This window comes from Pseudomonas sp. GM17, from assembly GCF_000282175.2.
GTDB lineage: Bacteria > Pseudomonadota > Gammaproteobacteria > Pseudomonadales > Pseudomonadaceae > Aquipseudomonas > Aquipseudomonas chlororaphis.
The window spans coordinates 3714290-3737247 of the sequence record NZ_CP124732.1; the positions used below are offsets into that span (position 1 = coordinate 3714290).

21 protein-coding genes are annotated in these 22958 nt (G+C 66.1%); 10 read left to right on the forward strand and 11 right to left on the reverse strand.

Annotation, left to right across the window (positions count from 1 at the left end; genetic code table 11):
- Positions 1-456: 456 nt before the first annotated feature.
- From gspD to gspG, 5 genes are read right to left on the reverse strand one after another with little or no spacing between them, the layout of a single operon-like run.
- Positions 457-2853 (reverse strand): type II secretion system secretin GspD, encoded by a 2397-nt coding sequence (gspD, locus tag PMI20_RS16635; protein WP_007930676.1) that lies wholly within the window; start codon positions 2851-2853, stop codon positions 457-459.
- Complete coding sequence (locus tag PMI20_RS16640; RefSeq protein ID WP_007930675.1) at positions 2850-3416, reverse strand: type II secretion system protein M; 567 nt, start codon at positions 3414-3416, stop codon at positions 2850-2852. The genes gspD and PMI20_RS16640 overlap by 4 nt, the downstream gene beginning before the upstream one ends.
- Positions 3409-4602, reverse strand: coding sequence for a type II secretion system protein GspL (gspL, locus tag PMI20_RS16645; RefSeq protein WP_007930674.1), 1194 nt, complete (start codon positions 4600-4602; stop codon positions 3409-3411). Before gspL ends, PMI20_RS16640 begins: the two co-directional genes overlap by 8 nt.
- Complete coding sequence (gene gspK / locus PMI20_RS16650) at positions 4599-5582, reverse strand: type II secretion system minor pseudopilin GspK (RefSeq protein WP_007930673.1); 984 nt, start codon at positions 5580-5582, stop codon at positions 4599-4601. The genes gspL and gspK overlap by 4 nt, the downstream gene beginning before the upstream one ends.
- A gap of 8 nt (positions 5583-5590) precedes the next feature.
- Positions 5591-6070 (reverse strand): type II secretion system major pseudopilin GspG, encoded by a 480-nt coding sequence (gspG, locus tag PMI20_RS16655; protein ID WP_007930668.1) that lies wholly within the window; start codon positions 6068-6070, stop codon positions 5591-5593.
- 148 nt (positions 6071-6218) lie between these two features.
- On the opposite strand from gspG, the gene gspI reads away from it, so the two are divergent.
- Positions 6219-6647, forward strand: a complete 429-nt coding sequence (gene gspI / locus PMI20_RS16660; RefSeq protein ID WP_007930666.1) for a type II secretion system minor pseudopilin GspI — start codon at positions 6219-6221, stop codon at positions 6645-6647.
- A 181-nt stretch (positions 6648-6828) separates the two neighbouring features.
- Here gspI and PMI20_RS16665 read toward each other — a convergent pair whose 3' ends face one another.
- Positions 6829-7260, reverse strand: coding sequence for a type II secretion system protein N (locus PMI20_RS16665; RefSeq protein WP_007930664.1), 432 nt, complete (start codon positions 7258-7260; stop codon positions 6829-6831).
- 107 nt (positions 7261-7367) lie between these two features.
- On the opposite strand from PMI20_RS16665, the gene gspH reads away from it, so the two are divergent.
- The gene (gene gspH, locus PMI20_RS16670) at positions 7368-7829 is read left to right on the forward strand and encodes a type II secretion system minor pseudopilin GspH (RefSeq protein ID WP_007930651.1); all 462 of its coding nucleotides are present in this window, start codon (positions 7368-7370) and stop codon (positions 7827-7829) included.
- Positions 7826-8449, forward strand: coding sequence for a PulJ/GspJ family protein (locus PMI20_RS16675; protein ID WP_007930649.1), 624 nt, complete (start codon positions 7826-7828; stop codon positions 8447-8449). Before gspH ends, PMI20_RS16675 begins: the two co-directional genes overlap by 4 nt.
- Before the next feature lie 326 nt (positions 8450-8775).
- Here the strand turns inward: PMI20_RS16675 and PMI20_RS16680 are convergent, their stop codons facing one another.
- From PMI20_RS16680 to PMI20_RS16690, 3 genes are read right to left on the reverse strand one after another with little or no spacing between them, the layout of a single operon-like run.
- Positions 8776-9726, reverse strand: coding sequence for a FecR family protein (locus PMI20_RS16680; protein ID WP_007925805.1), 951 nt, complete (start codon positions 9724-9726; stop codon positions 8776-8778).
- A gap of 39 nt (positions 9727-9765) precedes the next feature.
- The gene (locus PMI20_RS16685; RefSeq protein WP_007925803.1) at positions 9766-10311 is read right to left on the reverse strand and encodes an RNA polymerase sigma factor; all 546 of its coding nucleotides are present in this window, start codon (positions 10309-10311) and stop codon (positions 9766-9768) included.
- Complete coding sequence (locus PMI20_RS16690; protein ID WP_081502439.1) at positions 10308-10922, reverse strand: STN domain-containing protein; 615 nt, start codon at positions 10920-10922, stop codon at positions 10308-10310. The genes PMI20_RS16685 and PMI20_RS16690 overlap by 4 nt, the downstream gene beginning before the upstream one ends.
- A 281-nt stretch (positions 10923-11203) precedes the next feature.
- On the opposite strand from PMI20_RS16690, the gene PMI20_RS16695 reads away from it, so the two are divergent.
- Positions 11204-11551, forward strand: a complete 348-nt coding sequence (locus PMI20_RS16695) for a hypothetical protein (protein WP_007925799.1) — start codon at positions 11204-11206, stop codon at positions 11549-11551.
- Between the two features lie 75 nt (positions 11552-11626).
- On the opposite strand, the gene PMI20_RS16700 is transcribed toward PMI20_RS16695, so the two are convergent.
- A complete protein-coding gene (locus tag PMI20_RS16700) occupies positions 11627-12067 on the reverse strand; it encodes a carboxymuconolactone decarboxylase family protein (protein WP_007925797.1) in 441 nt (146 codons plus the stop codon).
- Between the two features lie 330 nt (positions 12068-12397).
- Here PMI20_RS16700 and pdxR point away from each other — a divergent pair, with 330 nt between their 5' ends.
- The 3 genes from pdxR (at position 12398) to PMI20_RS16715 (ending at position 14813) form a co-directional block, all read left to right on the forward strand.
- A complete protein-coding gene (gene pdxR, locus PMI20_RS16705) occupies positions 12398-13831 on the forward strand; it encodes a MocR-like pyridoxine biosynthesis transcription factor PdxR (RefSeq protein ID WP_007925795.1) in 1434 nt (477 codons plus the stop codon).
- A 183-nt stretch (positions 13832-14014) separates the two neighbouring features.
- Entirely contained in the window at positions 14015-14296 is a 282-nt protein-coding gene (locus tag PMI20_RS16710) for an antibiotic biosynthesis monooxygenase family protein (RefSeq protein WP_007925793.1), read from the forward strand.
- A gap of 97 nt (positions 14297-14393) precedes the next feature.
- Positions 14394-14813 carry a cupin domain-containing protein gene (locus tag PMI20_RS16715; protein ID WP_007925791.1) on the forward strand — a complete coding sequence of 140 codons (420 nt, stop codon included), beginning with the start codon at positions 14394-14396 and terminating at the stop codon, positions 14811-14813.
- Between the two features lie 263 nt (positions 14814-15076).
- Here PMI20_RS16715 and PMI20_RS16720 read toward each other — a convergent pair whose 3' ends face one another.
- Entirely contained in the window at positions 15077-19945 is a 4869-nt protein-coding gene (locus PMI20_RS16720) for an NAD-glutamate dehydrogenase (RefSeq protein ID WP_007925789.1), read from the reverse strand.
- 496 nt (positions 19946-20441) lie between these two features.
- Between PMI20_RS16720 and PMI20_RS16725 the strand changes: the two genes are divergently transcribed.
- The 3 genes from PMI20_RS16725 to lhgD all read left to right on the forward strand — a co-directional run bounded on the left by PMI20_RS16725 (position 20442) and on the right by lhgD (position 22952).
- Entirely contained in the window at positions 20442-20795 is a 354-nt protein-coding gene (locus PMI20_RS16725) for a hypothetical protein (RefSeq protein WP_007925787.1), read from the forward strand.
- A gap of 138 nt (positions 20796-20933) precedes the next feature.
- A complete protein-coding gene (locus PMI20_RS16730; protein ID WP_007925785.1) occupies positions 20934-21644 on the forward strand; it encodes a FadR/GntR family transcriptional regulator in 711 nt (236 codons plus the stop codon).
- Between the two features lie 114 nt (positions 21645-21758).
- Positions 21759-22952, forward strand: coding sequence for an L-2-hydroxyglutarate dehydrogenase (gene lhgD / locus PMI20_RS16735; protein WP_007925783.1), 1194 nt, complete (start codon positions 21759-21761; stop codon positions 22950-22952).
- The last annotated feature ends 6 nt before the right edge of the window (positions 22953-22958 follow it).

Below are 22958 nucleotides of genomic sequence, written 5' to 3' on the forward strand. Positions count from 1 at the left end.
ATCTGCCTGATACATCGCGTCGTCTGGTTTGGCGTGCGCTGCGCGCCCGATCGCAGCCTGCGGCAGCGGCTACAAGAAGCGCGTAAAACGCGCTTGGCTTTGGCTGTGGCTTTTGATCTTGCCTTTGATCCACCCGCCCCTTTCCCAGAGGCCGAACGCAGGCGTTGCGTAGGGGGTAGCGCGGCAGGGATGCCGCGCTAGCCGCCCCAGGCCATGGATGGCCTGTGGCGGCGTGCCCCCGGAGCAATGCAGGAGTGAGGGCATGCCGAGCCCTAGCGAGGCACCGAATGGAGGGGCGAGACCTTTTGGTTACTTTGGGCTGGGCCGGCATTCCGGCGTTTGCCAAAAGTGACCCGCCGTAAGGGCGGAACCGCCAGCGGCCGTTACCGCAGCAACAGATATGCCCCCCATCACCCAACGCACCAGACGCCGAGCGCATAAACGCAACAGGCGAACTCATTGCACCGGCACCGCTTTGATCCTCGCCCTCGGCGCTGGCGCAGGCGACGACACCGGCACAGCCCCCGGCACCCCCTGCTCCGCCGTCGGCAATTGCGGCGCCTGCATGTCCGGCATGGCCCAGCTGCGGTCCGGCTGCAGGCCGCCCTGGGCGCGGCGCATGAAGTCGTAGCGGTTGAGGGTGATGCTGCGTCCCGCGGCGCTGTCGCGAATGATGTAGGGCCGCAGGAACACCATCAGGTTGGTCTTGTTGGTCGAGCGGCTTTCGTTGCGAAACAGCGCGCCGATCCCGGGGATAGTCGACAACCACGGCACCGCGTTGTTGCTCTGGCTGTAGCCGTCCTGCAGCAGGCCGCCGAGGACCATGATCTGGCCGTCGTCGAGCAGGATGCTGGTGTCGATCGCGCGCTTGTTGGTCACGGTACCGGCCTGCACCGAGGCGCGCTGGTCGACGCTGCTGACCTCCTGATAGATGTCGAGCTTGACCGTGCCGCCCTCGGAAATCTGTGGCCGCACATTCAGCTTCAGGCCGACTTCCTCGCGCTGCACGGTCTGGAACGGGTTGTTGCTGTTGCCGCCACCGCCGGTGACGTAGCTGCCGGTGACGAAGGGAATGGTCTGGCCGACGAAGATGCTCGCCGCCTCGTTGTCCAGGGTCAGCAGGTTCGGGGTCGACAGCACGTTGTTCCCGCCCTTGCTCCTCAGGGCCCGGGCCAGCACCTTGAGGTCGAGGATCTTGCCGATCCCGGGGATGTCCACGGTGCCGTTGACCAGGCCGACGTTGAGGCCCTGGGGCAGCACATCGATGCTGGTCTTGCCGTTGAGGTTGAGGCCGCTGCCGCCGAGGTTGGCGCCGCCGATGACGCCGCTGCCACCGAGATTGCCGGTCTGCCACTGCACGCCGAATTCGGCGGCGTCGTCTTCGTTGACTTCGACGATCAGGCTTTCGATCACCACCTGGGCGCGACGCTGGTCGAGCATGTCGATGACTTCGCGCAGGTTGCGGTACAGCGGTTCCGGCGCGGAAATCAGCAAGGTGTTGGTGGTGGCATCGGCCTGGATGGTCACGCCGCCGGCGCTGAAGGCGGTGTTCTGCTCGGAGGCCTGGGTGCCGCCCTGGCTGCTGCTGGAACTGCCGCCCTGGGCATAACCGCTGCCGGAGCTGCCGCCGCCGAGGCTGGAGCTGCCACTGGTGGAGCTGGTGCTGCCGCTCTGGCCGCTGCTGGAACTGCCGCCCTGGCTCATGCCGCCCATGCTGCCGAGCATGGCCCGCGCGTTGTCGCCGGTGCCGCTGTCGCTCTCGCCGGTGAGCAGGCCGCGCAGGGCCTGGGCCAGCTTGCCGGCCTGGGCGTTGCGCAGGTACACCACGTGCAGGTTGCTCGGGTTGCTCTGGGCGTTGTCCAGCTTGTAGATCAGGTTGCGCGCAAGCTCGGTGCGCTCGGGGCTGCCGGTGCGGATGATGATCGAGTTGGAACGCGGGTCGCCGACCACGCTGACCTTCTGGGTCGGGTCGGCGCCCTGGGTTTCCAGCAGCTCGGAGACCATGCCGGCGATGTCCACGGCGATGCCGTTCTGCACCGGCACCACATCGGTGTCCAGGGCGCTGGGAATGTCGATGCCCTCGATGATCTGCGCCACCCGGGTGAGGTTCTCGGCGTAGTCGGTGATGACGATGCTGTTGTTGCCCGGGTAGGCGTTGATCGGGTTGTTCGGCGACACGATCGGGCGCAGCACCGGGATCAGGTTCACCGCGTTTTCGTATTGCAGGCGGAAGGTGCGGGTCAGCATGCCGTTGGCCGACGGTTTGCCGGCGTTGTAGATCGGCCCGCCGAGCAGCTTGGCGTCGGCTTCCGGCACCACCTGGGCCACGCCGCCGACGTCCACCACGCTGAAACCCTGCATGCGCAGGGCCGCCAGCAGCATGTCGTAGGCCTGGTGGGCCGGCACTTCGCCTTCGCTGACCAGGGTCAGGTTGCCCTTGACTCGCGGGTCCACCAGGAACTGCTGGCCGGTGGAACGCGCCAGCGCCCGGACCACGGCCTGGATATCGACATCGACGAAATTCAGGCGCACCGGCTGGTCACCCAGAGGATTGCGCACCACGGTGCTGCTGGCGGCGGGAGCACCGGGGGCGCGTCCCGCACGGCTGATCGGATGCTGGAATTTGGGACGCTGGGTCTGTTGCGCCTGGGCCCGTTCCCGCTCGGCCACCACATCGCCGCCACTGCGATTGGTCTCGCCCAGGGGCCGCCCCAGTTCGCTGTCCACCAGCAACGGTGGCTGTGGCTCCTGGTTGTGACTGCACGCCGCCAGCGCCAGGGCCAGCGGCCCCAGCAGGAGCAAGGGCAACGCCTTGCGCGATTGGCGGGCGTAAAAAGAACCTGACCACTTCATGAAGCTTCCTTAGCGCCAAGCGCCTGATCCATGCGAACGGTTCCGGACAGTTTGCCTGCCGTGCCATCGATGTCGGCCGGCCCCGCGCGTTGCAGGCGGGCCTCCACCACTTCCAGGGAAAACTGCCGGGGATTGCCTAGCAGCCAACCGACCACGGCATCCGCCGGGGCCTCTTGAAAACTCAAGTGCCAGGCCTGGGGCTCGCCCTCGCCCGCCAGCTGCAACTGGTACAGCCCCTGCAGGCCGGCGGCATCCAGGGTCTGGCGCAAGGACTGCTCCAGGCTCTGCCCTGTCTCACCGCCACGGGGCCCGCCGGCCTGGTGCAGCACCAGCTCCAGGGCTTCGGACTGGGAGCGCAGCTTGGGGATCTCGGCCTGCCAGTAATCGATCTTGTTCAGCGCCGGCTCGATCAGCACCAGCCACACCAGCAAGCCGCCCAGCAGCGCCGCCGCGCCGGCCAGCAGGCGTTTCTCGCGCAGGGCCAGGCCGTTCCAGTACAGCTGTGCCTGGGCGGCCTGACGCTGCCAGCGTTGCCGGTAACGGCTGAGGTTCAGCTTATTCATCCTCGTCTTCCTCGCTGTCGTCGGCTTCCATCGGCACCGCGCCGGTCGCCATGCCTGTGGCGGCGCGCAGGGTCCAGCCCTGGTCGCCGGGGCTGGCTTCGAGCCCGGCCTGGGTCAGCAGGCCCTGCCAGCCGCTGTCGGGCGCAGGGACACGGGTGTCGCTGAGCAGGCTCAGCTGCAATTCGCCGTTCTGATAGTTCAACCGCTCGACCCCGCCGATCACGAAGGGCATGGCATTGCTGGCCTGCAGCACCAGGCTGTTGAAGCTGTGCGGAGCGTCGCCGCTGGCCCCGCTCTGGCGCGCCGCCAGTTGCTGACGCGCCTGTTGCAGGGGGTTGAGGATCACCGGCAATTCCGGGAACACCTGCTGCACCCGTTGGCTCATCTGCGCCTTGAGCTGCTGGCCCTGGGCCGCCTGGCGCGCGGCGTACAGGTTCAGGCCCAGGGTCCAGACCACCAGCGCCACCGCGCACAGCGCCGCGGCACGACCCCAGCCCTGCTGGCGAGCGCTGTTGTCCTGCACCCCGTCGTGCAGGCCCCAGTCGGGTGCCTGGCCGGTCCAGCGGCAGCTGTCCGGCAGTTGCTCCAGGGCCGCTGGCGGGGCCGCCTCACCTATCCATTGCAGCCCGGCGCCGTTGGCCAGCAACGCCTGCAAGGCATCTTCGGGTAGCGGTTGCACACTGCCCTGCCGCGGGCTATGGCGCAGCAACAGGTGCTGGTCTTGCAGGCAGGCGCTCAACTGGCCCGCCGCCGGCACCGGCAAGGCATAGGGCGCCGGGTACAGGCCGCGCAGTTTCAGGCCGGCCTGCTCCAGCACCTGGCCGAGCCGCGCCAGCGCCTCGCGCGGCAACCAGCTGATGTGCACCTGGCCGTCGCTGTCGCGCGGGCTGTGGGCCACGTACAGGCTGTCGCTGTGGCCGAGAATCAGCGCCTGGGCGGCACAGGCCACCGCCGCGCTGACCTTGGCCGGGGCCAGGGCCGGTAGCTCGATACTCGCCAGCAGGCTGTCCTCGGGGTGCAGGAAACACTCCACCGCCGGCGCCTTGGGCATCTGCCCCAGTTGCATCAGGCTGGCTTCGCCGGTTTCCTTGACCTGGCCTTCCTTAGCCTGGAGCCGGGCAAAGCTCACCCGGCTCTCGGCCGTCAGTGTGTGCAAGGGCGGCAGGCTGACGCGCAAACGGCTCATACGCCCACCCGCGACCAGATCACCCGGGGCATGTTGTCTTCGCTGCGCTGCAGCAAGGCCAGCAGCTTGACCCGGCGCCGCTCGCCACGGGCCTGGCCTTGCAGGCGGAACCATTCGCTGGTGATGCCGACCCGCACCGCGTCCGCCGGTACCTGCGGCATGCGCAGGCGGTTGATGAAGTCACCCTGGTTGATGAACCACTGGCCGCTGTCGCGCTCGGCGATCAGCGCCTTGGCCCGTGGCAGCGCCAGCCCCGGCACGGTCGCGGCGAGCACTTCGGCGCTGGCGGTGTTGCCGTTGACCCAGGTATTGGCCGGCAGGATGGTGACAAAGGGTTGCAAGCGCGCCAGCAGCTTTTCGTCGACGCCGTTCACCCCCAGCAAGTCGTCGAGACTGCGTAGCATCGGTTGCTTGGCCAGCAGCGGTTTGCGCGCGGCCTCGGGCGAAGTGTCGCGACCGCTCTGGAAACCGTTATTGACCGGCGCCGCCGTGCCTTCCGGGCTCAACTGCCGTGGGTAGGAAGCGATCACCCGCTGGCTGATGCGCTGGCCCAGGGTCGCGCTGACCCCGAGCAGCTCGCACAGGCGCTGGAAATTCTCTATCTGCAACGGGTCGAGCCGGTCATTGGCCAGCAGGTTGCGCAGGTTGAACTTGCTCTGCTCGTCCTCCAGCCGCCCCTCGAACGGCCCGGCGCCGGGGCCCAGGGCCGCGAGCTGGATCGGCCGCGCCCAGTTCTGGTCGAGGCGGGTCAACACGTCGCGCTGGCGGTCTTCCCACAGGCGCTGGCGGCTGACTTCCATGCCGCCCTGCAACTGCCAGCTGCCCTGGACCCGCAGCTGCTCGCTTTCCAGCCCGCGGGTGAACAGGGTCTGGCGGGTCAGCATGCCGCCGGCGATCACCGCCACCACGGCGGCGATCAACAAGGCGCTGATAATGGCCATGCCACGCTGTTTCGCCGCTGTCGGCGAACGGGCTGTCATGGCGGCGCTTACAACTGCCAGGAGCCGATATCGGCATTCACGCCGTCACCGTCTGGCTGGCCGTCGGCCCCCAGGGAGAACACATCCACTTCGCCATTGGCCCCCGGGTTCAGGTAATGGTAAGGACGGCCCCAGGGGTCGTTGGGCAGGCGTTCCAGGTAGGAGCGCCAGTTGCTGTTCTTGGCATCCGCCGGGCGCTCCACCAGCACTTTCAGGCCCTGGTTCATGCTCGGGTAGGTGCCGTGGTCGAGGCGATAGAGCTTGAGGGCCTGCATCAGCCCGCCGATGTCCTGCTTGGCCGCGGTGGCCCGGGCCTGGTCCGGACGGTCGAGTACCTTGGGCACCACCATCGCGGCGAGGATCCCGAGAATGACCACCACCACCATGATCTCGATCAGGGTGAAACCGCCCTGTCCGCGTGGGCGGCGGGGCTGGAGGCGGGGCTGACAGCAGGATCCGGGGTGTGACGTGAAGCGCACGACATCCATCTCGACGTTCCTTGGCTTGATTTCGATTCGTCGGGCAGTGTTACAAGAAAATATGTCAGTGATATTGACGTTGCTCGGGAGCGTCCGTAGCCAATCGGTCAAATTTGCCATGTAGCCTGCAAGCCTCCATTTGCGCCACGAGACGTCCATGCCGGGGCCACGCCAGCCACTACTCAAACGACCCGCCGGACCGCCAGCCGCTGAACAGCGGGGTTTCACCCTGATCGAGGTGCTGGTGGCGCTGGCGATCATCGCCGTGGCCATGTCGGCGGCGATCCGCGTGGCTGGCTTGATGACCCAGAGCAATGGCTTGTTGCGGGATAAATCCATCGCCTTGCTGGCGGCCCAGTCGCGCCTGGCGGAACTGCGCCTGGAAGGCCGCCTGCCGCCCGGGACCAAAAACATCGAATGCGATCAGGGCCGGCTCAAGCTGCGCTGCGAACAGAACATCGCGCCCAGCCCCGACCCACGGCTGTCCCGGGTCAGCGTGCGGGTCCTCGACCGCAGCCGCGAGGCCCCGCCCCTGGCGCGCCTGGACACCCTGGTCGCGCGCACACCAAAAAACCCCAATCGCTAAGGAATAACCCTGTAGGAGCGAGCTTGCTCGCGATGGACGTTAACGATAATGCGTGCTGAGTGGATGAACGCGGCGTTCTCGGGTCCATCGCGAGCAAGCTCGCTCCTACAGGGGACTCCGCTAGGCATGGCCTGCGTAGCGCCGAAGGCTCCAGCGTGCAGCCACTTGTCGTACAGAGCCATCACTGCCGGGTCAGCACCGGCAACGCCGGGCTTTCCGGCAACTTGCTGACATCCAGCCGCGAGCGCTCGCCGCCGCGTTCGATCACCACCCCGTCGCCCTCGATGGCCACCAGTTGCACGCCCTGGGCCAGGCGCTCGCCCACCAGGAAGCTGCGCGGCGGCGCGTCGTTGAGGCTGAGGATCGCTACCGCGCCGCGGGGGCTGGCCATCAGCCCGGTGACCTTGATGTCCAGCGCCAGCGGCTGGTTGGAAAACCACTGCTGCGCCGGGCTCTGCGCCTGGGCGGCCAGGGCTTGCGGCGGCGCCTGCGGGGTGCGTGACTCGGCGGGGGTCAGCAGCAGCGACGACCAGGTCGCCACCCCGGCCACGATCGCCAGCAGGGCCACGGACTGCACCAGCTGCGGCGGGGAAAATCGATGGACGAATGCCATGGCAAGGACCTCCTGTTTGTCCGTCTTCGCAGCCTAGCGCGCAATGGTCACGTTTTTATTTCACATTCGCCGGGCAGGATGAAAACCGACGCACAGGAGCGCGCCCCATGACCTCATCCCGACAACAGGGCTTCACCCTGATCGAGCTGATGGTGGTGCTGGTGATCATCGGGATCGCCAGCGCCGCCATCAGCCTGAGCATCCGCCCCGACCCGCTGCAGGGCCTGCGCAAAGATGCCGAGCGCCTGGCGCAGTTGCTCCAGGTGGCCCAGGCCGAGGCCCGCGTGGATGGCCGGCCCATCAGTTGGCGGGCGGATGCCAAGGGTTTCGCCTTCAGCCGGCCCAGCGACGACGGCCGCGGCCTCGATCAGTTCAAGGACGACCCGCAACTGCGCCCGCGGCCCTGGGAAAGCCCGACGATCAAAGTGCGCATCGAGCCCGGCCCGCGGCTGGTGCTCAACGCCGAATGGATAGACGCGCCGCTGCAGGTGCAACTGTCCGACGGCCGGCACAGCCTGACGGTGCAACGCACCGCCACAGGCCAGGTCCGGGTGGTGGCACAGCCATGAGGGCGCGGATAAACAAGCGCCAAGGCGGCTTTACCCTGATCGAGGTGATGGTGGCGATCCTGCTGATGGCGGTGGTCAGCGTGATCGCCTGGCGCGGGCTGGACAGCGTCAGCCGGGCCGACAGCCATTTGCAGGCCAGCAGCGAGCAGACCGAGGAACTGCTGCGCACCCTGCACCAGCTGGAACGGGACGTGGCGCTGCGGGCCAGTGTCGAACTGATGGAGCCGGTGCCGGCCGGGGCCGATGCCGAAGCCGTCGATGTGCCGGCGGCCCTCACCGTGCGCAGCGCCGACAGCGGCACCTTCCGCCTGGATGTGATCCGCAGTTCGGCGACGCCCGGCGAGGGCCTGCAACGGGTGCGCTGGTGGCTCAAGGGCGACACCCTGTACCGCGCGGCGGCGCCGGCCCGCGATCGTTATCCGCTGCCCGCGCCGAAAAACGGCGTGGCGGTGCTGGAGCATGTCAGCGACTTGCAACTGCGGGTCTGGGATCGGGACAAGGGCTGGCGCCAGCTCAGCGGCAACCGCAAGGAAAACCCGCCAGGCCTGGAGATCCGCCTGGTGCGGCAGACGCCCCAGGGCGAAGAGCGTTACCGCCAGGTGCTGGGGCCGTTGGAGTAAGGACAACGCCGGGTTGGACACCGCACCTGTAGCCGCTGCCGAGCGCAGCGAGGCTGCGATCGAGGACGAAGTCCTCGCCAAACCTGAGCACGCGGTTTGCCAGGAAAACTGGATTGCCCGGTTTACGGCCGCTGCGCAGCCGATCGCAGCCTCGCTGCGCTCGGCAGCGGCTACAACAGCAACGCACGTTAACGCAGCGGTTACGCGGGATTGGGTCGACGGCGATTCTGCAGGAGCGAGGCTTGCCCGCGATCCAGACCACGCGGGTTGTCTGCACGGACGCTATCGCGAGCAAGCTTCGCTCCTACAGATCCAGGTGGCAGGTCTCAGCTCAACAACACCACGCCGCCCGGCAATTCGGTGCATTTGGCGCCGTAGGCGTCACGGATCAACAGGGCCACGCCGGCCAACTGGTTGAGGTTGAAGCGCGCCTGCACCTTGCGCTTGCCCAGCTCGGCGTTGAGCAGCACCAGCATGCCCGGACGGTAGCGGTTGATCTCGTCGATCACCGTGTTGAGGGTGGCGTTGTCGAACACCAGCACCTGCTCGCGCCAAGCGATCACCGCCGTCGGGTCCACCGCCGTCGGCTCGCCGACCTGGCGGCTGTCGTAGGTCAGCTGGCGACCGCTGTCCAGGCGGATCAGCCGGCCGCCGACCTCGACCTGCAGCGCGCCATCGATGCAGGTCACGCAGACGCTGTGGTTGGTATTGCGCACATTGAAGCGTGCCTGGGAGGCGCTCAGCCAGCCGTTGCCGGCCTGGACCCGCACCGGCAGCGCACTTTGGCTCAACACCTCGACCTCGCCTTCGAGCAGTTCGATGCCCTGCCCGCCGTCGGCCAGTTCGCGCCGGCTGATGCGGGTCTGGGTGTTGAGTTCCAGGCTCAGCCCGTCCTCCAGTTCGACCCGGCGCTGCTCGCCGACCTCGGTGCGGTAGTCGGCGCTCAGCCCGGCAAAACCGCCGGGCACCGAGACCCGCACCGCCACCAGGGCCACCGAGGCCGCCAGCGCTCCACCGAGAAAGGCCCGGCGGCCGAAGCGCCGCGGCTGGACCTGTTGCTGGCAGTGTTCGGCGGCCGGCTTCAGGCTGTGCCACAGCAACTTGGCCTGCTCGAAGGCCTCGGCATGCTGCGGGCTCTGCGCGCACCACTGCTGCAAGGCCCGGGCGTCGGCCGCGGTGGCCCGCCCCGAGGTCAGCAGGAGCAGCCAGTCCTGGGCCTCGTTGCGCAGCCGGTGGTCCGGTGTCGCCCGAGAAGTGGAGATGCTAAAGATGTTCAAGCGTGCGGGTACTCACGGATTAATCGGGGCCTTTAGTGACTAGGACGGTTTTCCGGCGCCGGGACCGAACCGCTGAATCACTTTTCTTTCAAGGCGCGAGGCGCAGTGGCCCAGGGCAGCCTTGATTTCCTTCTCGACCATCCGTGTCGAAATGCCGAAGCGCTGGGAGATTTCCAGGTGCGGCGCCTCCTCCAGGCGTGCAGCGATAAAGATCTTGCGGCGGCGCGCCGGCAGTTCGTAGAGCGCCTTGAGCAGCGACTGGATTTCCTTCTGCCCGCCCACCACCCGCGACGGGTCCAGGGCCTCGTCGCTGATCTGCAGCAGTTCCTCGACCTCGCTGCCGGTGAGCAGCCGGGCATCGGCCTCGCGGCGGTCGGCGGCGATGTTCAGGGCCATGCGATAGAGGTAGGCATTGGGCTGGGCGAGGTTCGGCGGCTCTTCCATGCGGTCGACCCGCAGGTAGGTTTCGTGCAGCACATCGTTGGCCAGGTCCTCCGAGCCCAGGCGCCGACGCAGACGCACCTTGAAGTCGTCGTAGGAGGTCAGGAACAACCTGACCATCACACTGTGCCCGGTATTCTTCATGCCCCGGAGGCTCCCTGGCGTTGTCTGCAATCCATGCGTTTTCCTGCGCTGTCGGGTATCAGAAGCAAGGTCACTGGCTGGCGCAGCGAACTTGGCGCGGGTCGTTCGACCCAGGTCTCGCTCAGGCTCTGCACCAGCGCCTCGTCGCGCCGCAGATCGCCGGTGGTGGTGACCAGGCGGCTGTGCTCGATATGCCCGCCGCGGTCGATCCACAGTTGCAGCACCGCGCGATAACGCCCCGGCCGGGTCAGCTCCGAACGGCACAGGCCGGCCTCCACCGCGCGTTGCAGCGCACTGGCGAAACTGTCGCTGGCCCAGGCCCCGGCAACGCCGCCCGTCCCCTTGGGGGCAGGTGCATCGCTGAGCTGGGCGACTTGCAAGGTAAAGGCATCGGAACGGGCGTAACGGGCCATCAAACCACTTCCTGTCAGCAGGCGACTCAGGGCGTCCCGGGCGCTGTAGCGCCCCTGGACCCGTACCGAGCGACGCCCTCGGGTCAGCTCGCGGTCCACCAGCACCGCCATCCCGGTCGAGCGGCTGAACAGTTCCAGCGCTTCGGCCAGGTCTTGCGCGGCGATGTCCAGATCCAGCAGCCGGTGCGAATCCACCATCGGCGGCGCGGGTTGCGCCGCCCGCAACCCGCCCGAGGCGGCCAGCGCCAACAGCAGCGCAAGCCCCCAGCGCGCGAACACCGCGTGAAAGAAAGACCGATACCCGACCTTTGCTCGGCGTCGCTGCACGGCTGACCTGTCCCTGAAAACCGTCATCCTGAGGCCAGTTTATGAACCTGATGTGACGGTGCCCGCAAAAAAACCATCACCTTTGCGCCATCCGCCTTGCTTTACACTCAAGGACCGCAACGGCCCCTCCCGGGCCCGCCAGGAGGCCCCCGATGAAACAGCTTCGCACCCTTGTCGCCAGCCTGATGCTCGGCGCCCTGCCGCTGGCCGGCCACGCCGCCACGCCCGTCGAAGCGCCCGCCGCCGCTCCCGGCAAAACGCCCACGGAGGGGTGTATCGATGTCAGCGTGGGCGGCTACAAGGCCCCGGACTACGGTTGCCTGAGCCAGCAGATGGGCAACAACCCCGACGGCACCAAGGCCGGGCAGAAGAACCAGGAAGCCCTGCAGGTGCCGGTCCACAAGCGCCCGCCAAACCAGATGGGCCTGGCCACTCCGGCCGCCACCAGCACGCGGATGGGCAATACCTTCGGCACCTCGGTGAAGCCGCAGCGGCCTTGAGGTTGTGTGTTCGGGCCCTGTCGCGAGCAGCCGTTTGCCGAGCATTGGCTGGCGTGGATGGAAAAGGAATCCGGGCTAGACGCTGGGCTGTTGGCGGAACGCCACGGCCAGGCGGTTCCAGCAGTTGATCGCCGCCACCGCGACCGTCAGGTCGACCAGCTCGCGCTCGCTGAATTCGCCACGCACGGCCTGGAACAACGCATCCGGCACCGCGGACTCGGACAACAGGGTCACCGACTCGCTCCAGGCCAGCGCCGAGCGTTCCCGCGGGCTGAACAACGCCGAATCGCGCCACACGCCGAGGGCGTACAGGCGCCGCTCGCTCTCGCCGTTCTGGCGCGCCTGCACCGCGTGCATGTCGGCGCAGAACGCGCAGTGGTTGAGTTGCGAGACGCGGATCTTGACCAGCTCCAGCAGGGGTTTCTCGATGGACAGGTCGAAGCTTTGTGCCTCGAGCATCAACAAGCCCTTGAGGGCTTCCGGCGAGGCGCTGTAGTAATCCAGGCGGGGTTCCATCGGGAGTCACCCTGAGCGTGTGTGTGTTCCCCCAGCCTAAGGTCCGCGTCGGCCTGCCCCTATAGCCAATCCGGGGGTTTATCGGCAGTCCATCGGGCCGGGGTCGGCTCAAGACCGCCGAATCCCTTCGGGCTTATCGCAGCCTGCGGCAGCGGCTACAGGGGTTGGTTGTGGCGCGGACTCGTGGTTTCCCCAATCGGTGTAGCCGCTGCCGAAGGCTGCGATCGCGTACGCAGTACGCGTCAAGGCCGCAGGCCGATCCCGGGGCGCTACACGAACCCCGGGCTTGCGGGTAATCTGGCGGGCACTGATCGTTTTGGAATGTCATCGATGGAACTGCATGTCGTCATCAACGGGCGCAAGGACCTGGCCGACCAGCTGTATCGGCAACTGCGCGACGCCATCGAGTGCGGGCGGCTGGCGGCGGGCGCGCAATTGCCGCCGAGCCGCCTGCTGGCCGAGCAACTGGGGATCTCGCGCAAGACGGTGTCGGACACCTACAGCCTGTTGACCTACGAGAACTTCCTGATCGGCCGGATCGGCCGCGGCACCTTCGTCAATGCCCGGCCAGTGAAGGCCGAACCCAAGCAGAGCGCCGCCGACCTGGCCTGCGCGCAAAGCCTGGAAAAATGGCAGGAGCTGCCCTCGCCCCTGCGCCATCCGACCCTGGAAGGCACCTCGCGCTACGAGTTCATCGGCGGCGCCACCAGCCGCAATCAGTTCCCCCAGGAAGAGTGGCGACGCTGCACCCAGGACGCCCTGCGGCGGATCGCCCAGAGCGGCGGTTTCTACAGCCAGCCGGAAGGCCTGCCGGCGCTGCGCAATGCGATTGCCGGGCATGTCTCGTTCTCGCGCGGCGTGGTCTGCAGCGACGCCGACATCGTGGTCTGCAACGGCGCGCAACAAGCCCTGGACCTGATCGCCCGGGTGGTGCTCGAACCCGGCAGCCTGGTGGCCATGGAAGACCCCGGCTACACCCCGGCGCGCCTGCTGTTCAGTGCCCAGGGCGCGACGGTGATCGGCGTGCCGGTGGACGACCAGGGCCTCCAGGTCGAGCGGATTCCCGATGGCGTACGGCTGATCTACGTCACCCCGTCCCATCAGTTCCCCCTGGGCATGCCCATGAGCCCGGCCCGCCGCGAGGCCCTGCTGGAGCGGGCACGGGAGCTGGGGGCGATCGTCATCGAGGACGATTACGACAGCGACTTCCGCTACGAGGGGCGCCCCACCGATTCCCTGCAAAGCCTGGATAAGCGCGGCGTGGTGGCCTATGTCGGGACCTTCTCGAAGACCATGCTGCCGCAGCTGCGCCTGGGCTACGCGGTGCTGCCACCGGCGATCCTCGGCGCGGTGATCAAGGCCAAGCGCCTCACCGACTGCCACACCTCGACCCTGCCGCAATGGGCGCTGGCCAAGTTCATCGCCGAGGGTTACCTGCTCAAGCACATCCGCCGCTGCCACACGGTGTACGCCGGACGCCGCGAGCGCATCCTGCAGCGCCTGAACGGCGACCTCTCGCCCTGGCTGCAGGCGGTGCCGTCCACCGCCGGCTTCCACATGGCGGCGCTGTGCAAGGTGCCGGTGAATATCCCGCTGTTGCTGGAGCTGGCGAAGAAGGTCGAGGTCGGGCTCTACCCGCTGCACGGCTTCTATTATCAGGAGCCGGCCAGGGACGGGCTGTTCATCGGCTTTGGCGCCATCGAGACCCTGGACATCGACCCGGCCCTGGACAAGGTGCGCGACATCCTGCAACAGATCGCCTGATTGGTCCCGGGCTTTTCCCGGGGATTGGTTATTTTTGTTGCAATCTTGCGGCCCTATTCTGAGCCTCCAGCAAACGCCGTGACTGCAACTGCGATCTTGAGATCCTGCACCTGCTCTGTCGGAGTGCCGCCCAAGCCGATCGCAGCCTGCGGCAGCGGCTACAGGACTCGCGGAGGGTTCTAGATGTCCAGTCCAGCCATCAATATCGTGCAAATCAGGGCCGCCCAGGGCCGTTCGGAGGAGCTTGGCCAGCAGTTGACCACGCTTCTCGCCGCCCTGCGCGAGGCTCCCGGTTGCCTGGCGTACAGCGCCCAGTGCAACACAGCGGACTCGCACCGCTGGACCGTAAGCGGCCAATGGCGCTCGGCGGCCGAGATGCAGGCGCATTTCCATCTGCCGGCGGCCCAGGGTTTCATCGACCTGCTGGCCAGCCGCCTGGCCTGCGCCCTCGACTTCGAACACTGAGGCATTGGTCTGCGCTTCTTTGCCGGGATTGGTTATAGGCCGGTCGCACCAGCGGGCTTACCTTGAGCCGACCCCTTTCGCACCGGAGAAACCGACCATGAAGACCCTCGCTGCCCTGACCTGCGCCCTCGCCGGCCTGACCCTGCTCACCGCCCTGGGCGCCGCTGCCCATGACCCGGAGTACGGCCAGGAAAAAACCAGGATCCTGCAGGAACATGCCCTGAACAACCTGCCGGGCAAGACCGCGCTGATGCTCACCGTCGACTACGCACCGGGCCAGGCCACGGTGCCGCACATGCACAAGGGCGCGGCCCTGGCCTATGTGCTCGAAGGCGAGATCACCTCGCGGGTCAACGACGAACCGGCCATCACCTACAAGGCAGGCCAATCCTGGTACGAACCGGCCGGCTCGCAGCACCCGGTGTCGGCCAACGCCAGCGCCAGCAAACCCGCCAGGCTGCTGGTGTTCATGCTCAAGGACGCCAAGGACGACGTGCTGACGCCGCTGAAGCAGTAAGCGCCTGGCAGCAGATACTCCGTAGGAACGAGGCTTGCCCGCGATAACGTCAGTACAAACAGCACAAGGCCAAGCCGATAAAAAGGCGCCTGGCCGCTGCGCGGATCGCGAGCAAGCTTCGCTCCTACAGAAGCGGACTTTTTTTGTAGCCGCTGCCGCACGTTCCGCTCGAGCGCAGCCTGCGGCAGCGGCTACAGCATTTCTTGAGGCCATGAAAAAAGCCCCGTATCTCGCGATACGGGGCTTTTTCATTTACCGCTCGATCAGGCCGCTACAAGGCCCGATTGACCGCTCATGGCCAGGTCCAGCAACTCGCGGTTGGCCACCGCGTACATGGCGTAGTCGGTGCCGCTGGCGGCACGGATTTCCACCAGCATCGCGCGCCAGCGCTCGACCATGCTCTGGTTCTGCTCAAGCCACAGGGCCACGCGGGCTTCCATGTCTTGCGGCGCGTCGGCCATTTGCAGGACCGAGATGGTGATCGCCCGCTGCTGCCAGTCCACGTCGTCGCGGAAGGCTTCGCGTGCCTGGGCCTGCCAGTTGTTGGCCACCGGCAGATCGCTGATCTGCTGCAGGTACCACGGCAGGTCCAGGGCGCTGCCCACGGCGAAGTAGGCCTTGGCCACATCGGCGGCGTCGTGCCCGGTGACATCCGCGGCCTCGATGATCGGCAACAGGGTGTACAGGTGAGTGGTACCTGCCACCATGCGCGCCAACAGCTCAGGCACGCCGGCTTCGACGTAGGCGGTGTAGCGGGTCTGCCAGCCTTCGCGAGTCGGGCCTTCCAGCAGTTCGTCGAGCTTGAGGCCCAGCGCCGCCAGGTGCGGACCGAAGTGCGCGACGTCACGGGCGGCATCCTGCTCGTTGCGACGGCTGCGCAGGAACCAGCGGGTAGCACGACGACCAAGGCGCATCAGCTCGTCCATCAGCTCCAGTTGCACCTGAGCCGAGACCTGGTGGTCCAGGGCTTCGATCTGGCGGAACCAGTGCGGGAGATGGAAGATGTCACGCACGATCACATAGGCGCCCGCCACGTTGGCCGGGCTCATGCCAGTGGACTCCTTCAGGCGTTGCACGAAGGTGATGCCCATGTGGTTGACCAGGTCGTTGGCGATCTGGGTGCTGACGATCTCGCGCTTGAGGCGGTGGCGGCGCATGGCTTCGGCGAACTTGCTGACCAGGGTCGGCGGGAACGCGGTTTCCATGTCGCGGGTCAGGTAGTCGTCGTCCGGTACCAGGGAGTTGAGCAACTGCTCCTTGAGGTCGATCTTGCTGTAGGAGATCAGCACCGACAGTTCCGGACGGGTCAGCCCGTGGCCGGCGGCGACGCGCTCGTTGAGCTGCTCTTCCGACGGCAGGAACTCGATGGCGCGGTCCAGCTTGCCACGGCCTTCCAGGTCGCTCATCAGGCGCTTGTACTCGGCGATCCGCGCGAAGGCACGACGCGCCGCCAAAGACAAAGCCTGGGTCTGCTTGTAGTTGTTGCCCAACACCAGGCCACCGACTTCGTCGGTCATGCTCGCCAGCAACTGGTTACGCTGCTTGTCGGTCATGTCGCCGGCATGCACCACTTCGTTGAGCAGGATCTTGATGTTCACTTCATGGTCGGAGCAGTCCACGCCACCGGCGTTGTCGATGAAGTCGGTGTTGGAACCGCCGCCATTGAGGCCGAACTCCACACGACCCAGCTGGGTCATGCCGAGGTTGCCGCCCTCGCCCACCACCTTGCAGCGCAGCTCGTTGCCGTTGACCCGCAGCGCATCGTTGGCCTTGTCGCCGACATCGGCGTGGCTTTCGGTGCTGGCCTTGACGTAGGTACCGATACCGCCGTTCCACAACAGGTCCACCGGCGCCTTGAGCAAGGCGTTGAGCAGCTCGGTCGGGGTCAGCTTGTCGGCCTGGATGTCGAAGCGTTCTTTCATCTGCGGCGAAATGGCGATGCTCTTCGCGCTGCGCGAGAAGATGCCGCCGCCTTCGGACATGATGCTGGTGTCGTAGTCGCTCCAGGCCGAACGCGGCAGGTCGAACATGCGCTGGCGCTCGGCGAAGCTGGTGGCCGGGTCCGGATTCGGGTCGATGAAGATGTGCATGTGGTTGAAGGCCGCGACCAGCTGCAGCTTGTCGGACATCAGCAAGCCGTTGCCGAACACGTCGCCGGCCATGTCGCCGACGCCCACCACTGTGATGCTGTCTTGCTGGACATTGATGCCGCGCTCGCGGAAGTGGCGCTGCACGCCGACCCACGCGCCCTTGGCGGTGATGCCCATTTTCTTGTGGTCGTAGCCGGCGGAGCCGCCGGAAGCGAACGCATCGCCCAGCCAGAAGCCATAGTCGATGGCGATGCCGTTGGCGATGTCGGAGAAGGTCGCGGTGCCCTTGTCCGCCGCCACCACCAGGTACGGGTCATCGTCGTCATGACGCACCACGTTGGCCGGCGGCACCAGGGCGCCGTCCTTCAGGTTGTCGGTGATGTCCAGCAGGCCGGAGATGAAGATGCGGTAGCAGGCGATGCCTTCGGCCGCGATCTCGTCCCGGCTGCCGCCCAATGGCAGGCGACGCGGCAGGAAGCCGCCCTTGGCGCCCACCGGCACGATCACCGAGTTCTTCACTTGCTGGGCTTTTACCAGGCCGAGGACTTCGGTACGGAAGTCTTCTTCGCGGTCGGACCAGCGCAGGCCGCCACGGGCAACGTTGCCGAAGCGCAGATGCACGCCTTCGACGCGCGGCGAGTAGACGAAGATCTCGAACTTCGGCACCGGCTTGGGCAGCTCGGGAATCAAGTGCGGGTTGAACTTGAAGCTGAAGTACGACTTGTTATGGCCGTTGGCGTCGGTCTGGTAGAAGTTGGTCCGCAGGGTGGCCTTGATCAGGTCCAGGTAGCGGCGCAGGATGCGGTCTTCGTTGAGCACCTGGACATCGTCCAGGGCGCTGAGGATCGCGTGCTCCAGGCGTTGCTGCTTGTCTTCCAGGTCATCGCTGCCGAGCTTGCGCGCCAGGTAGAAGCGGGTCTTGAACAACCGGGTCAGCTCGCGGGCGATATCGGTGTGGTTGTTCAGGGTGCTGGCGATGTAGCCCAGGTCGAAGCCCAGGCGGATCTGCTTCAGGTAACGGGCGTAGGCACGCAGCAGCGCGACGTCGCGCCATGGCAGGCCGGCGGTCAGCACCAGGCGGTTGAACGCGTCGTTCTCGGCATCGCCACGCACGATGTGGACGAAGGCGTCCTGCAGGGTGTCGTTGAGCTGCTGGATATCCAGGTTCAGGCCTTCGGCCGCGGTGAAGGCGAAGTCGTGGATCCAGAACTCACGGCCGCTGGCGTGACGCAGGCGATACGGGAACTCGCCGAGCACGCGCAGGCCGAGGTTCTCCAGGATCGGCAGCACGTCGGACAGCGCCAATGGGGTATCGGCGTGATACAGCTTGCAGTGCAGCAGCGGCTGGCTGGTGGACTGGGTCAGCGGCTGGTAGAAGCTCATCACCAGCGGGTTGGCCTCGGACAGGCTCAGCAGGTGCTGCATGTCGACCACCGCCGAATGCGCGGCGAAGCGCTCGCGGTAGCCGGCCGGGAAGCCTTTCGGGAAGTCGGCCAGGACATTGGTGCCGTGGGCTTCGCCGAAGCTTTCGACGGTCAGCGCGGCGTAGTCGTCCTGCCAGCTGCGGCAGGCCTGCACCACTTCTTTTTCCAGCAGCAGCGGGTCGATGTCGATACGGTTCTTCGGGTCGACCCGCAGGATCAGTTGCACGCGCGCCAGCACGGACTCGGAGAAGAAGGTCCAGAACTCGCAGTCGGTGGCCTTCAGGCGATCCATCAGCACCTGCTGGATCTTCTGCCGCACTTCGGTGGAATAGATGTCGCGCGGCACATAGGCCAGGCAGTAGCAGAAACGACCGTACGGGTCCTTGCGCAGGAACACGCGGATCTTGTTGCGTTCCTGGATCTGCACGATCGACATCACGGTGTTGAACAGCTCGTCGACCGGGGTCTGGAACAGGTCGTCGCGCGGCAGCACTTCGAGGACCTGGGCCAGTTCCTTGCCCAGGTGCGCCTTGGCCTGGAAGCCGGAGCGCTGTTCGATGATTTCCACCTTGCGGCGGATATAAGGAATCACCCGCACGCTTTCGCCGTACACCGACGAGGTGTACAGGCCCATGAAGCGGCATTCCTTGAGCACGTTGCCATCGGCATCGATCTGGCGGATCGACACGTAGTCCGGGTAGGCCGGACGGTGTACACGGCTTGGGTGGGCGGCCTTGGCGAACGACAGCGGCGTCGGTTCGCGCAGGTAGTTCACGGCGTAGTCTTCGATGCGCAGGTCGTCGACGGTGAGGCCGGCGCGCAGCAGCTTGGTCAGGCCGAGGAAGGAGTCCTGGTCGTACTCGATATGGCCACCGTGGTGGTCCTCGCGCACCACGAACTCTTCGTAGCCGAGGAAGGTGAAGTGGTTGCCCACCAGCCATTCCAGGAAGCTCTTGATCTCGCCCTTTTCATCGGCGTCGATCTCGAACTGGCTGTTGCCGATGCCATCGATCAGTTCCTGGACCTTGGCTTTCATCGGCTCGAAATCGGCCACGGCGACGCGCACCTCGCCAAGCACCTGCTCCAGTTCCTTGCTCAGGACATTGAGCTCGGCGGTGTTGGCGCAGCGGTCGATCTCCAGGTACATCAGCGATTCTTGCAGGATGCCTTCGCCCTGGGTGCCCTTGGGCAGGATTTCCAGCAGCTCGTTCTTGCTCCCGCGACGCACGCTCAGCACGGTGGTCTGCAGGGTGTGGATGCTGTAGCCGCGACGGTTCAGCTCGGTGCGGACCGAGTCCACCAGGAACGGCAGGTCATGGTGCAGCACTTCGACCGCGGTGTGGGTCGACTGCCAGCCATGACGTTCGTAATCGGGGTTGTAGACGCGCACTTGCGGTTGCGCATGGTCGAAGCGCTCAAGCAGGCGCCAGGCAGAAAGGGTGCAGCCCGCCAGGTCGGACAAGCGACGCTGGGTGAGTTCGTCCAGAGAAATGATGCCGAAGAATTGTTCAGCGAACAGCGCCACTTGTGGCAGTGCCTGTTCACTGATGTGCTGCGCCAGTGCCGCTTGCAGTTGGTGCTGGAAGTCGGCCTTGCTGGCTGCGGTGAAGAACGCCATCTGTGGTACTCCGCTTGGGCTTGTTATTGAGTAAAGCGTCGCATGCAATCCCCTTGCGGGGGTGTCGGTCATCCTGCTCCTGGATCTCGGGCAGAGGTCGCAGGATGACAGGGTGGTGAAGCTGTACGAGACGCTCAGGTCACATTCACCGTTCCCGGATGGGCATCTGCAAAAACGACTGCCGCGGTGCGCCGGGCAATGCCTTTACAGGTGCTCATCCGTTGCGCAGCTTAACGAGTGCGGCAAGAGCGCTGCTTGCGGTGCTGCGACATATTCGGTCATTGGCAGGCAACTGGCGGGCCAGGCCTTGAACAACACTAGCAGCCGCCGGACAAAACGGCGGTCGCGCCGAGACTTTACGGGACTGTCGTGCCAGAAACGGCCCGCGCCGGGAACCCACTCTCTGACACACAAAGCAGCAGAAATTCCCCCGGGCTGGCAGAATTGCACTTTGTTCGCCCCGCTCCCCACCGGAGCCAGCCCCAGGACTCGCCCCATGCAAATGACCACCGCCCACCTGATCGCCAACCCGTGCGACGACGAAGAAGACAACATGGCCATGCTCTGCTGCCACAGCAACCAGGGCGAGATGTTCCTGATGACCCGCTACCCGGACGAGGACGAACTGGAGATCACCCTGGACGGCGAACCCTCGACCCTGGACGGGGTGAAAGTCACCCTGGGCCCGACCCGCCTGCTGATCGAAATCGCCGCGACCGACGCCGACGCGCTCAATGGCAGCGATCACCTGGAGATCCTGCACAACACCGCGGCGGCGGACCTGGCGGAAGTCGAGGAAACCCTGCAGAACATCCTCAAGGGCACCGGCACCTATATCAGAGAGTTTTGAGCTACAAGCTTTAAGCTACAAGCTTGGAGCTTGGAGCTTGGAGCTTGGAGCTTGGAGCTACGAGCCACCGACTGGTTTCTTGACAAGAAACCGGCGCCCCGGCATTGTCTGACAACCTGACTTGCGAGCCCCTCTTCCATGCTTCAGCTCCAGCGCCCCGACACCCTGGTCGAACGAGTGGTCAACGCGATCCGCAAGGAGATCGATGCCGGCCGCCTGACCGCCGAATCGCGCCTGCCGACCGAACAGCAATTGACCGAGCAACTGAACGTCAGCCGCTCGGTGGTGCGCGAGGCCGTGGCGCAACTCAAGGCCGACGGCATCCTGGTCAGCCGCCGCGGGCTGGGCTCGTTCATTTCGCAGAATCCCAACGGCAGCGTGTTCCGTTTTCCCAGCCAGAAGGGCCGCAAGCCCGACCTGGTGCAGATGTTCGAAATGCGCCTGTGGATCGAGACCCAGGCCGCCTCCATCGCCGCCCAGCGCCGCGACGACGCCGACCTGCAACGCATGCGCAGCGCCCTGCAGGAGATGCACGACCAGCGCAGCGATCTGGCTGCGGCCGCCCTGGCCGACGTGGAGTTCCACCGGGCCATCGCCGACGCCAGCAAGAACCACTACTTCGTCGCCTTCCATGATTTTCTTCGTGGCCAGCTGGCCGAAGCGCGGCGCACCGCCTGGGAAAACTCGGCGGCCCATTCGGTCGGCGGTTCCGCCGATGCCGGCCGCGAACACCAGGCGCTGTACGAAGCCATCGCCGCCGGTGACCGGCAGCAGGCCGCCGCCTGCGCCGAAGCGCACCTGCGAGCCGCGGCCAAACGCTTGAAAATCGACCTGCCGAGTATCGATTAACCCCCTGTAACCCACTGTCTGACGGACGCTGCCGCGCAGCGTCTTTTGTTTACCCATCTTTGTCTGACAACCTGATGATCAGACCCGAACAAGAATAACCAAGGTGACATCTGCATGATCTACGACTACTGCATCATCGGTGGCGGCATCGTTGGCCTCGCCACCGCCATGGCGCTGCTCGAACGCCAGCCTGGCGCCTCGCTGCTGATCCTGGAAAAGGAAAACCTCCTGGCCCGGCACCAGACCGGCCACAACAGCGGCGTGATCCACGCCGGCATCTACTACGCCCCGGGCAGCCTCAAGGCCGACCTGTGCAAGCGCGGCGCCCAGGCGACCAAGGATTTCTGCATCCAGCACGGGATCAGGTTCGAGGTCTGCGGCAAGCTGTTGGTGGCCTCCACGCCGCTGGAAGTCGAGCGCATGCATGCCTTGTACGAGCGCTCGCAGCAGAACGGCCTGAAGGTCGAACGGCTGGATGCGCAAGAGCTGCAGCGGCGCGAACCGAACATCGTCGGCCTCGGCGGCCTGTTCCTCGATGCCACCGGCATTGTCGACTACAAGCAGGTGTGCGAAGCCATGGCCCGGGTCATTCAGCAGGCCGGCGGCGAAGTGCAGTTGCAAACCACGGTGCGCGCCATCGTCGAAAGCGCCGACAAGGTCACCATCAGCAGCGACGACAAGGTCTGGAGCGCCCGCCAGCTGGTGGCCTGCGCCGGCCTGCAATCGGATCGCCTGGCGGCCCTGGCCGGGGTCAGGATCGACCACCAGATCATCCCGTTCCGCGGCGAGTACTTCCGCCTGCCGGCGGCGAAGAACGCCATCGTCAATCACCTGATCTACCCGATCCCCGACCCGGAGCTGCCGTTTCTCGGCGTGCACCTGACCCGCATGATCGATGGCAGTGTCACCGTCGGCCCCAACGCCGTGCTCGGCCTGGGCCGGGAAAACTATCGCAAGTTCTCCATCAACTGGCGCGACGTGGCCGAGTACGCCGCCTTCCCCGGTTTCTGGAAAACCATTTGGAACAACCTCGGTTCCGGCACCACGGAAATGAAGAACTCGCTGTTCAAGCGTGGCTACCTGGAACAGTGCCGCAAATACTGCCCGTCCCTGGAAGTCGCCGACCTGCTGCCGTATGAGGCCGGGATTCGCGCCCAGGCGGTGATGCGCGACGGCACCCTGGTGCACGACTTCCTGTTCGCCGAAACCCCGCGCATGGTCCACGTCTGCAATGCCCCCTCGCCGGCCGCGACCTCGGCCATCCCCATCGGCCAGATGATTGCCGAGAGAATTCTCAACGCCCGTTGATCCCCG

What these genes read in the sequence shown, in the direction of transcription:
- gspD (WP_007930676.1), bottom strand. Translation starts at nt 2,853, where the DNA reads ATGAAGTGGTCAGGTTCTTTTTACGCCCGCCAATCGCGCAAGGCGTTG.
- PMI20_RS16640 (WP_007930675.1), bottom strand. Translation starts at nt 3,416, where the DNA reads ATGAATAAGCTGAACCTCAGCCGTTACCGGCAACGCTGGCAGCGTCAG.
- gspL (WP_007930674.1), bottom strand. Translation starts at nt 4,602, where the DNA reads ATGAGCCGTTTGCGCGTCAGCCTGCCGCCCTTGCACACACTGACGGCC.
- gspK (WP_007930673.1), bottom strand. Translation starts at nt 5,582, where the DNA reads ATGACAGCCCGTTCGCCGACAGCGGCGAAACAGCGTGGCATGGCCATT.
- gspG (WP_007930668.1), bottom strand. Translation starts at nt 6,070, where the DNA reads ATGGATGTCGTGCGCTTCACGTCACACCCCGGATCCTGCTGTCAGCCC.
- gspI (WP_007930666.1), top strand. Translation starts at nt 6,219, where the DNA reads ATGCCGGGGCCACGCCAGCCACTACTCAAACGACCCGCCGGACCGCCA.
- PMI20_RS16665 (WP_007930664.1), bottom strand. Translation starts at nt 7,260, where the DNA reads ATGGCATTCGTCCATCGATTTTCCCCGCCGCAGCTGGTGCAGTCCGTG.
- gspH (WP_007930651.1), top strand. Translation starts at nt 7,368, where the DNA reads ATGACCTCATCCCGACAACAGGGCTTCACCCTGATCGAGCTGATGGTG.
- PMI20_RS16675 (WP_007930649.1), top strand. Translation starts at nt 7,826, where the DNA reads ATGAGGGCGCGGATAAACAAGCGCCAAGGCGGCTTTACCCTGATCGAG.
- PMI20_RS16685 (WP_007925803.1), bottom strand. Translation starts at nt 10,311, where the DNA reads ATGAAGAATACCGGGCACAGTGTGATGGTCAGGTTGTTCCTGACCTCC.
- PMI20_RS16690 (WP_081502439.1), bottom strand. Translation starts at nt 10,922, where the DNA reads ATGGTGGATTCGCACCGGCTGCTGGATCTGGACATCGCCGCGCAAGAC.
- PMI20_RS16695 (WP_007925799.1), top strand. Translation starts at nt 11,204, where the DNA reads ATGAAACAGCTTCGCACCCTTGTCGCCAGCCTGATGCTCGGCGCCCTG.
- PMI20_RS16700 (WP_007925797.1), bottom strand. Translation starts at nt 12,067, where the DNA reads ATGGAACCCCGCCTGGATTACTACAGCGCCTCGCCGGAAGCCCTCAAG.
- pdxR (WP_007925795.1), top strand. Translation starts at nt 12,398, where the DNA reads ATGGAACTGCATGTCGTCATCAACGGGCGCAAGGACCTGGCCGACCAG.
- PMI20_RS16710 (WP_007925793.1), top strand. Translation starts at nt 14,015, where the DNA reads ATGTCCAGTCCAGCCATCAATATCGTGCAAATCAGGGCCGCCCAGGGC.
- PMI20_RS16715 (WP_007925791.1), top strand. Translation starts at nt 14,394, where the DNA reads ATGAAGACCCTCGCTGCCCTGACCTGCGCCCTCGCCGGCCTGACCCTG.
- PMI20_RS16720 (WP_007925789.1), bottom strand. Translation starts at nt 19,945, where the DNA reads ATGGCGTTCTTCACCGCAGCCAGCAAGGCCGACTTCCAGCACCAACTG.
- PMI20_RS16725 (WP_007925787.1), top strand. Translation starts at nt 20,442, where the DNA reads ATGCAAATGACCACCGCCCACCTGATCGCCAACCCGTGCGACGACGAA.
- PMI20_RS16730 (WP_007925785.1), top strand. Translation starts at nt 20,934, where the DNA reads ATGCTTCAGCTCCAGCGCCCCGACACCCTGGTCGAACGAGTGGTCAAC.
- lhgD (WP_007925783.1), top strand. Translation starts at nt 21,759, where the DNA reads ATGATCTACGACTACTGCATCATCGGTGGCGGCATCGTTGGCCTCGCC.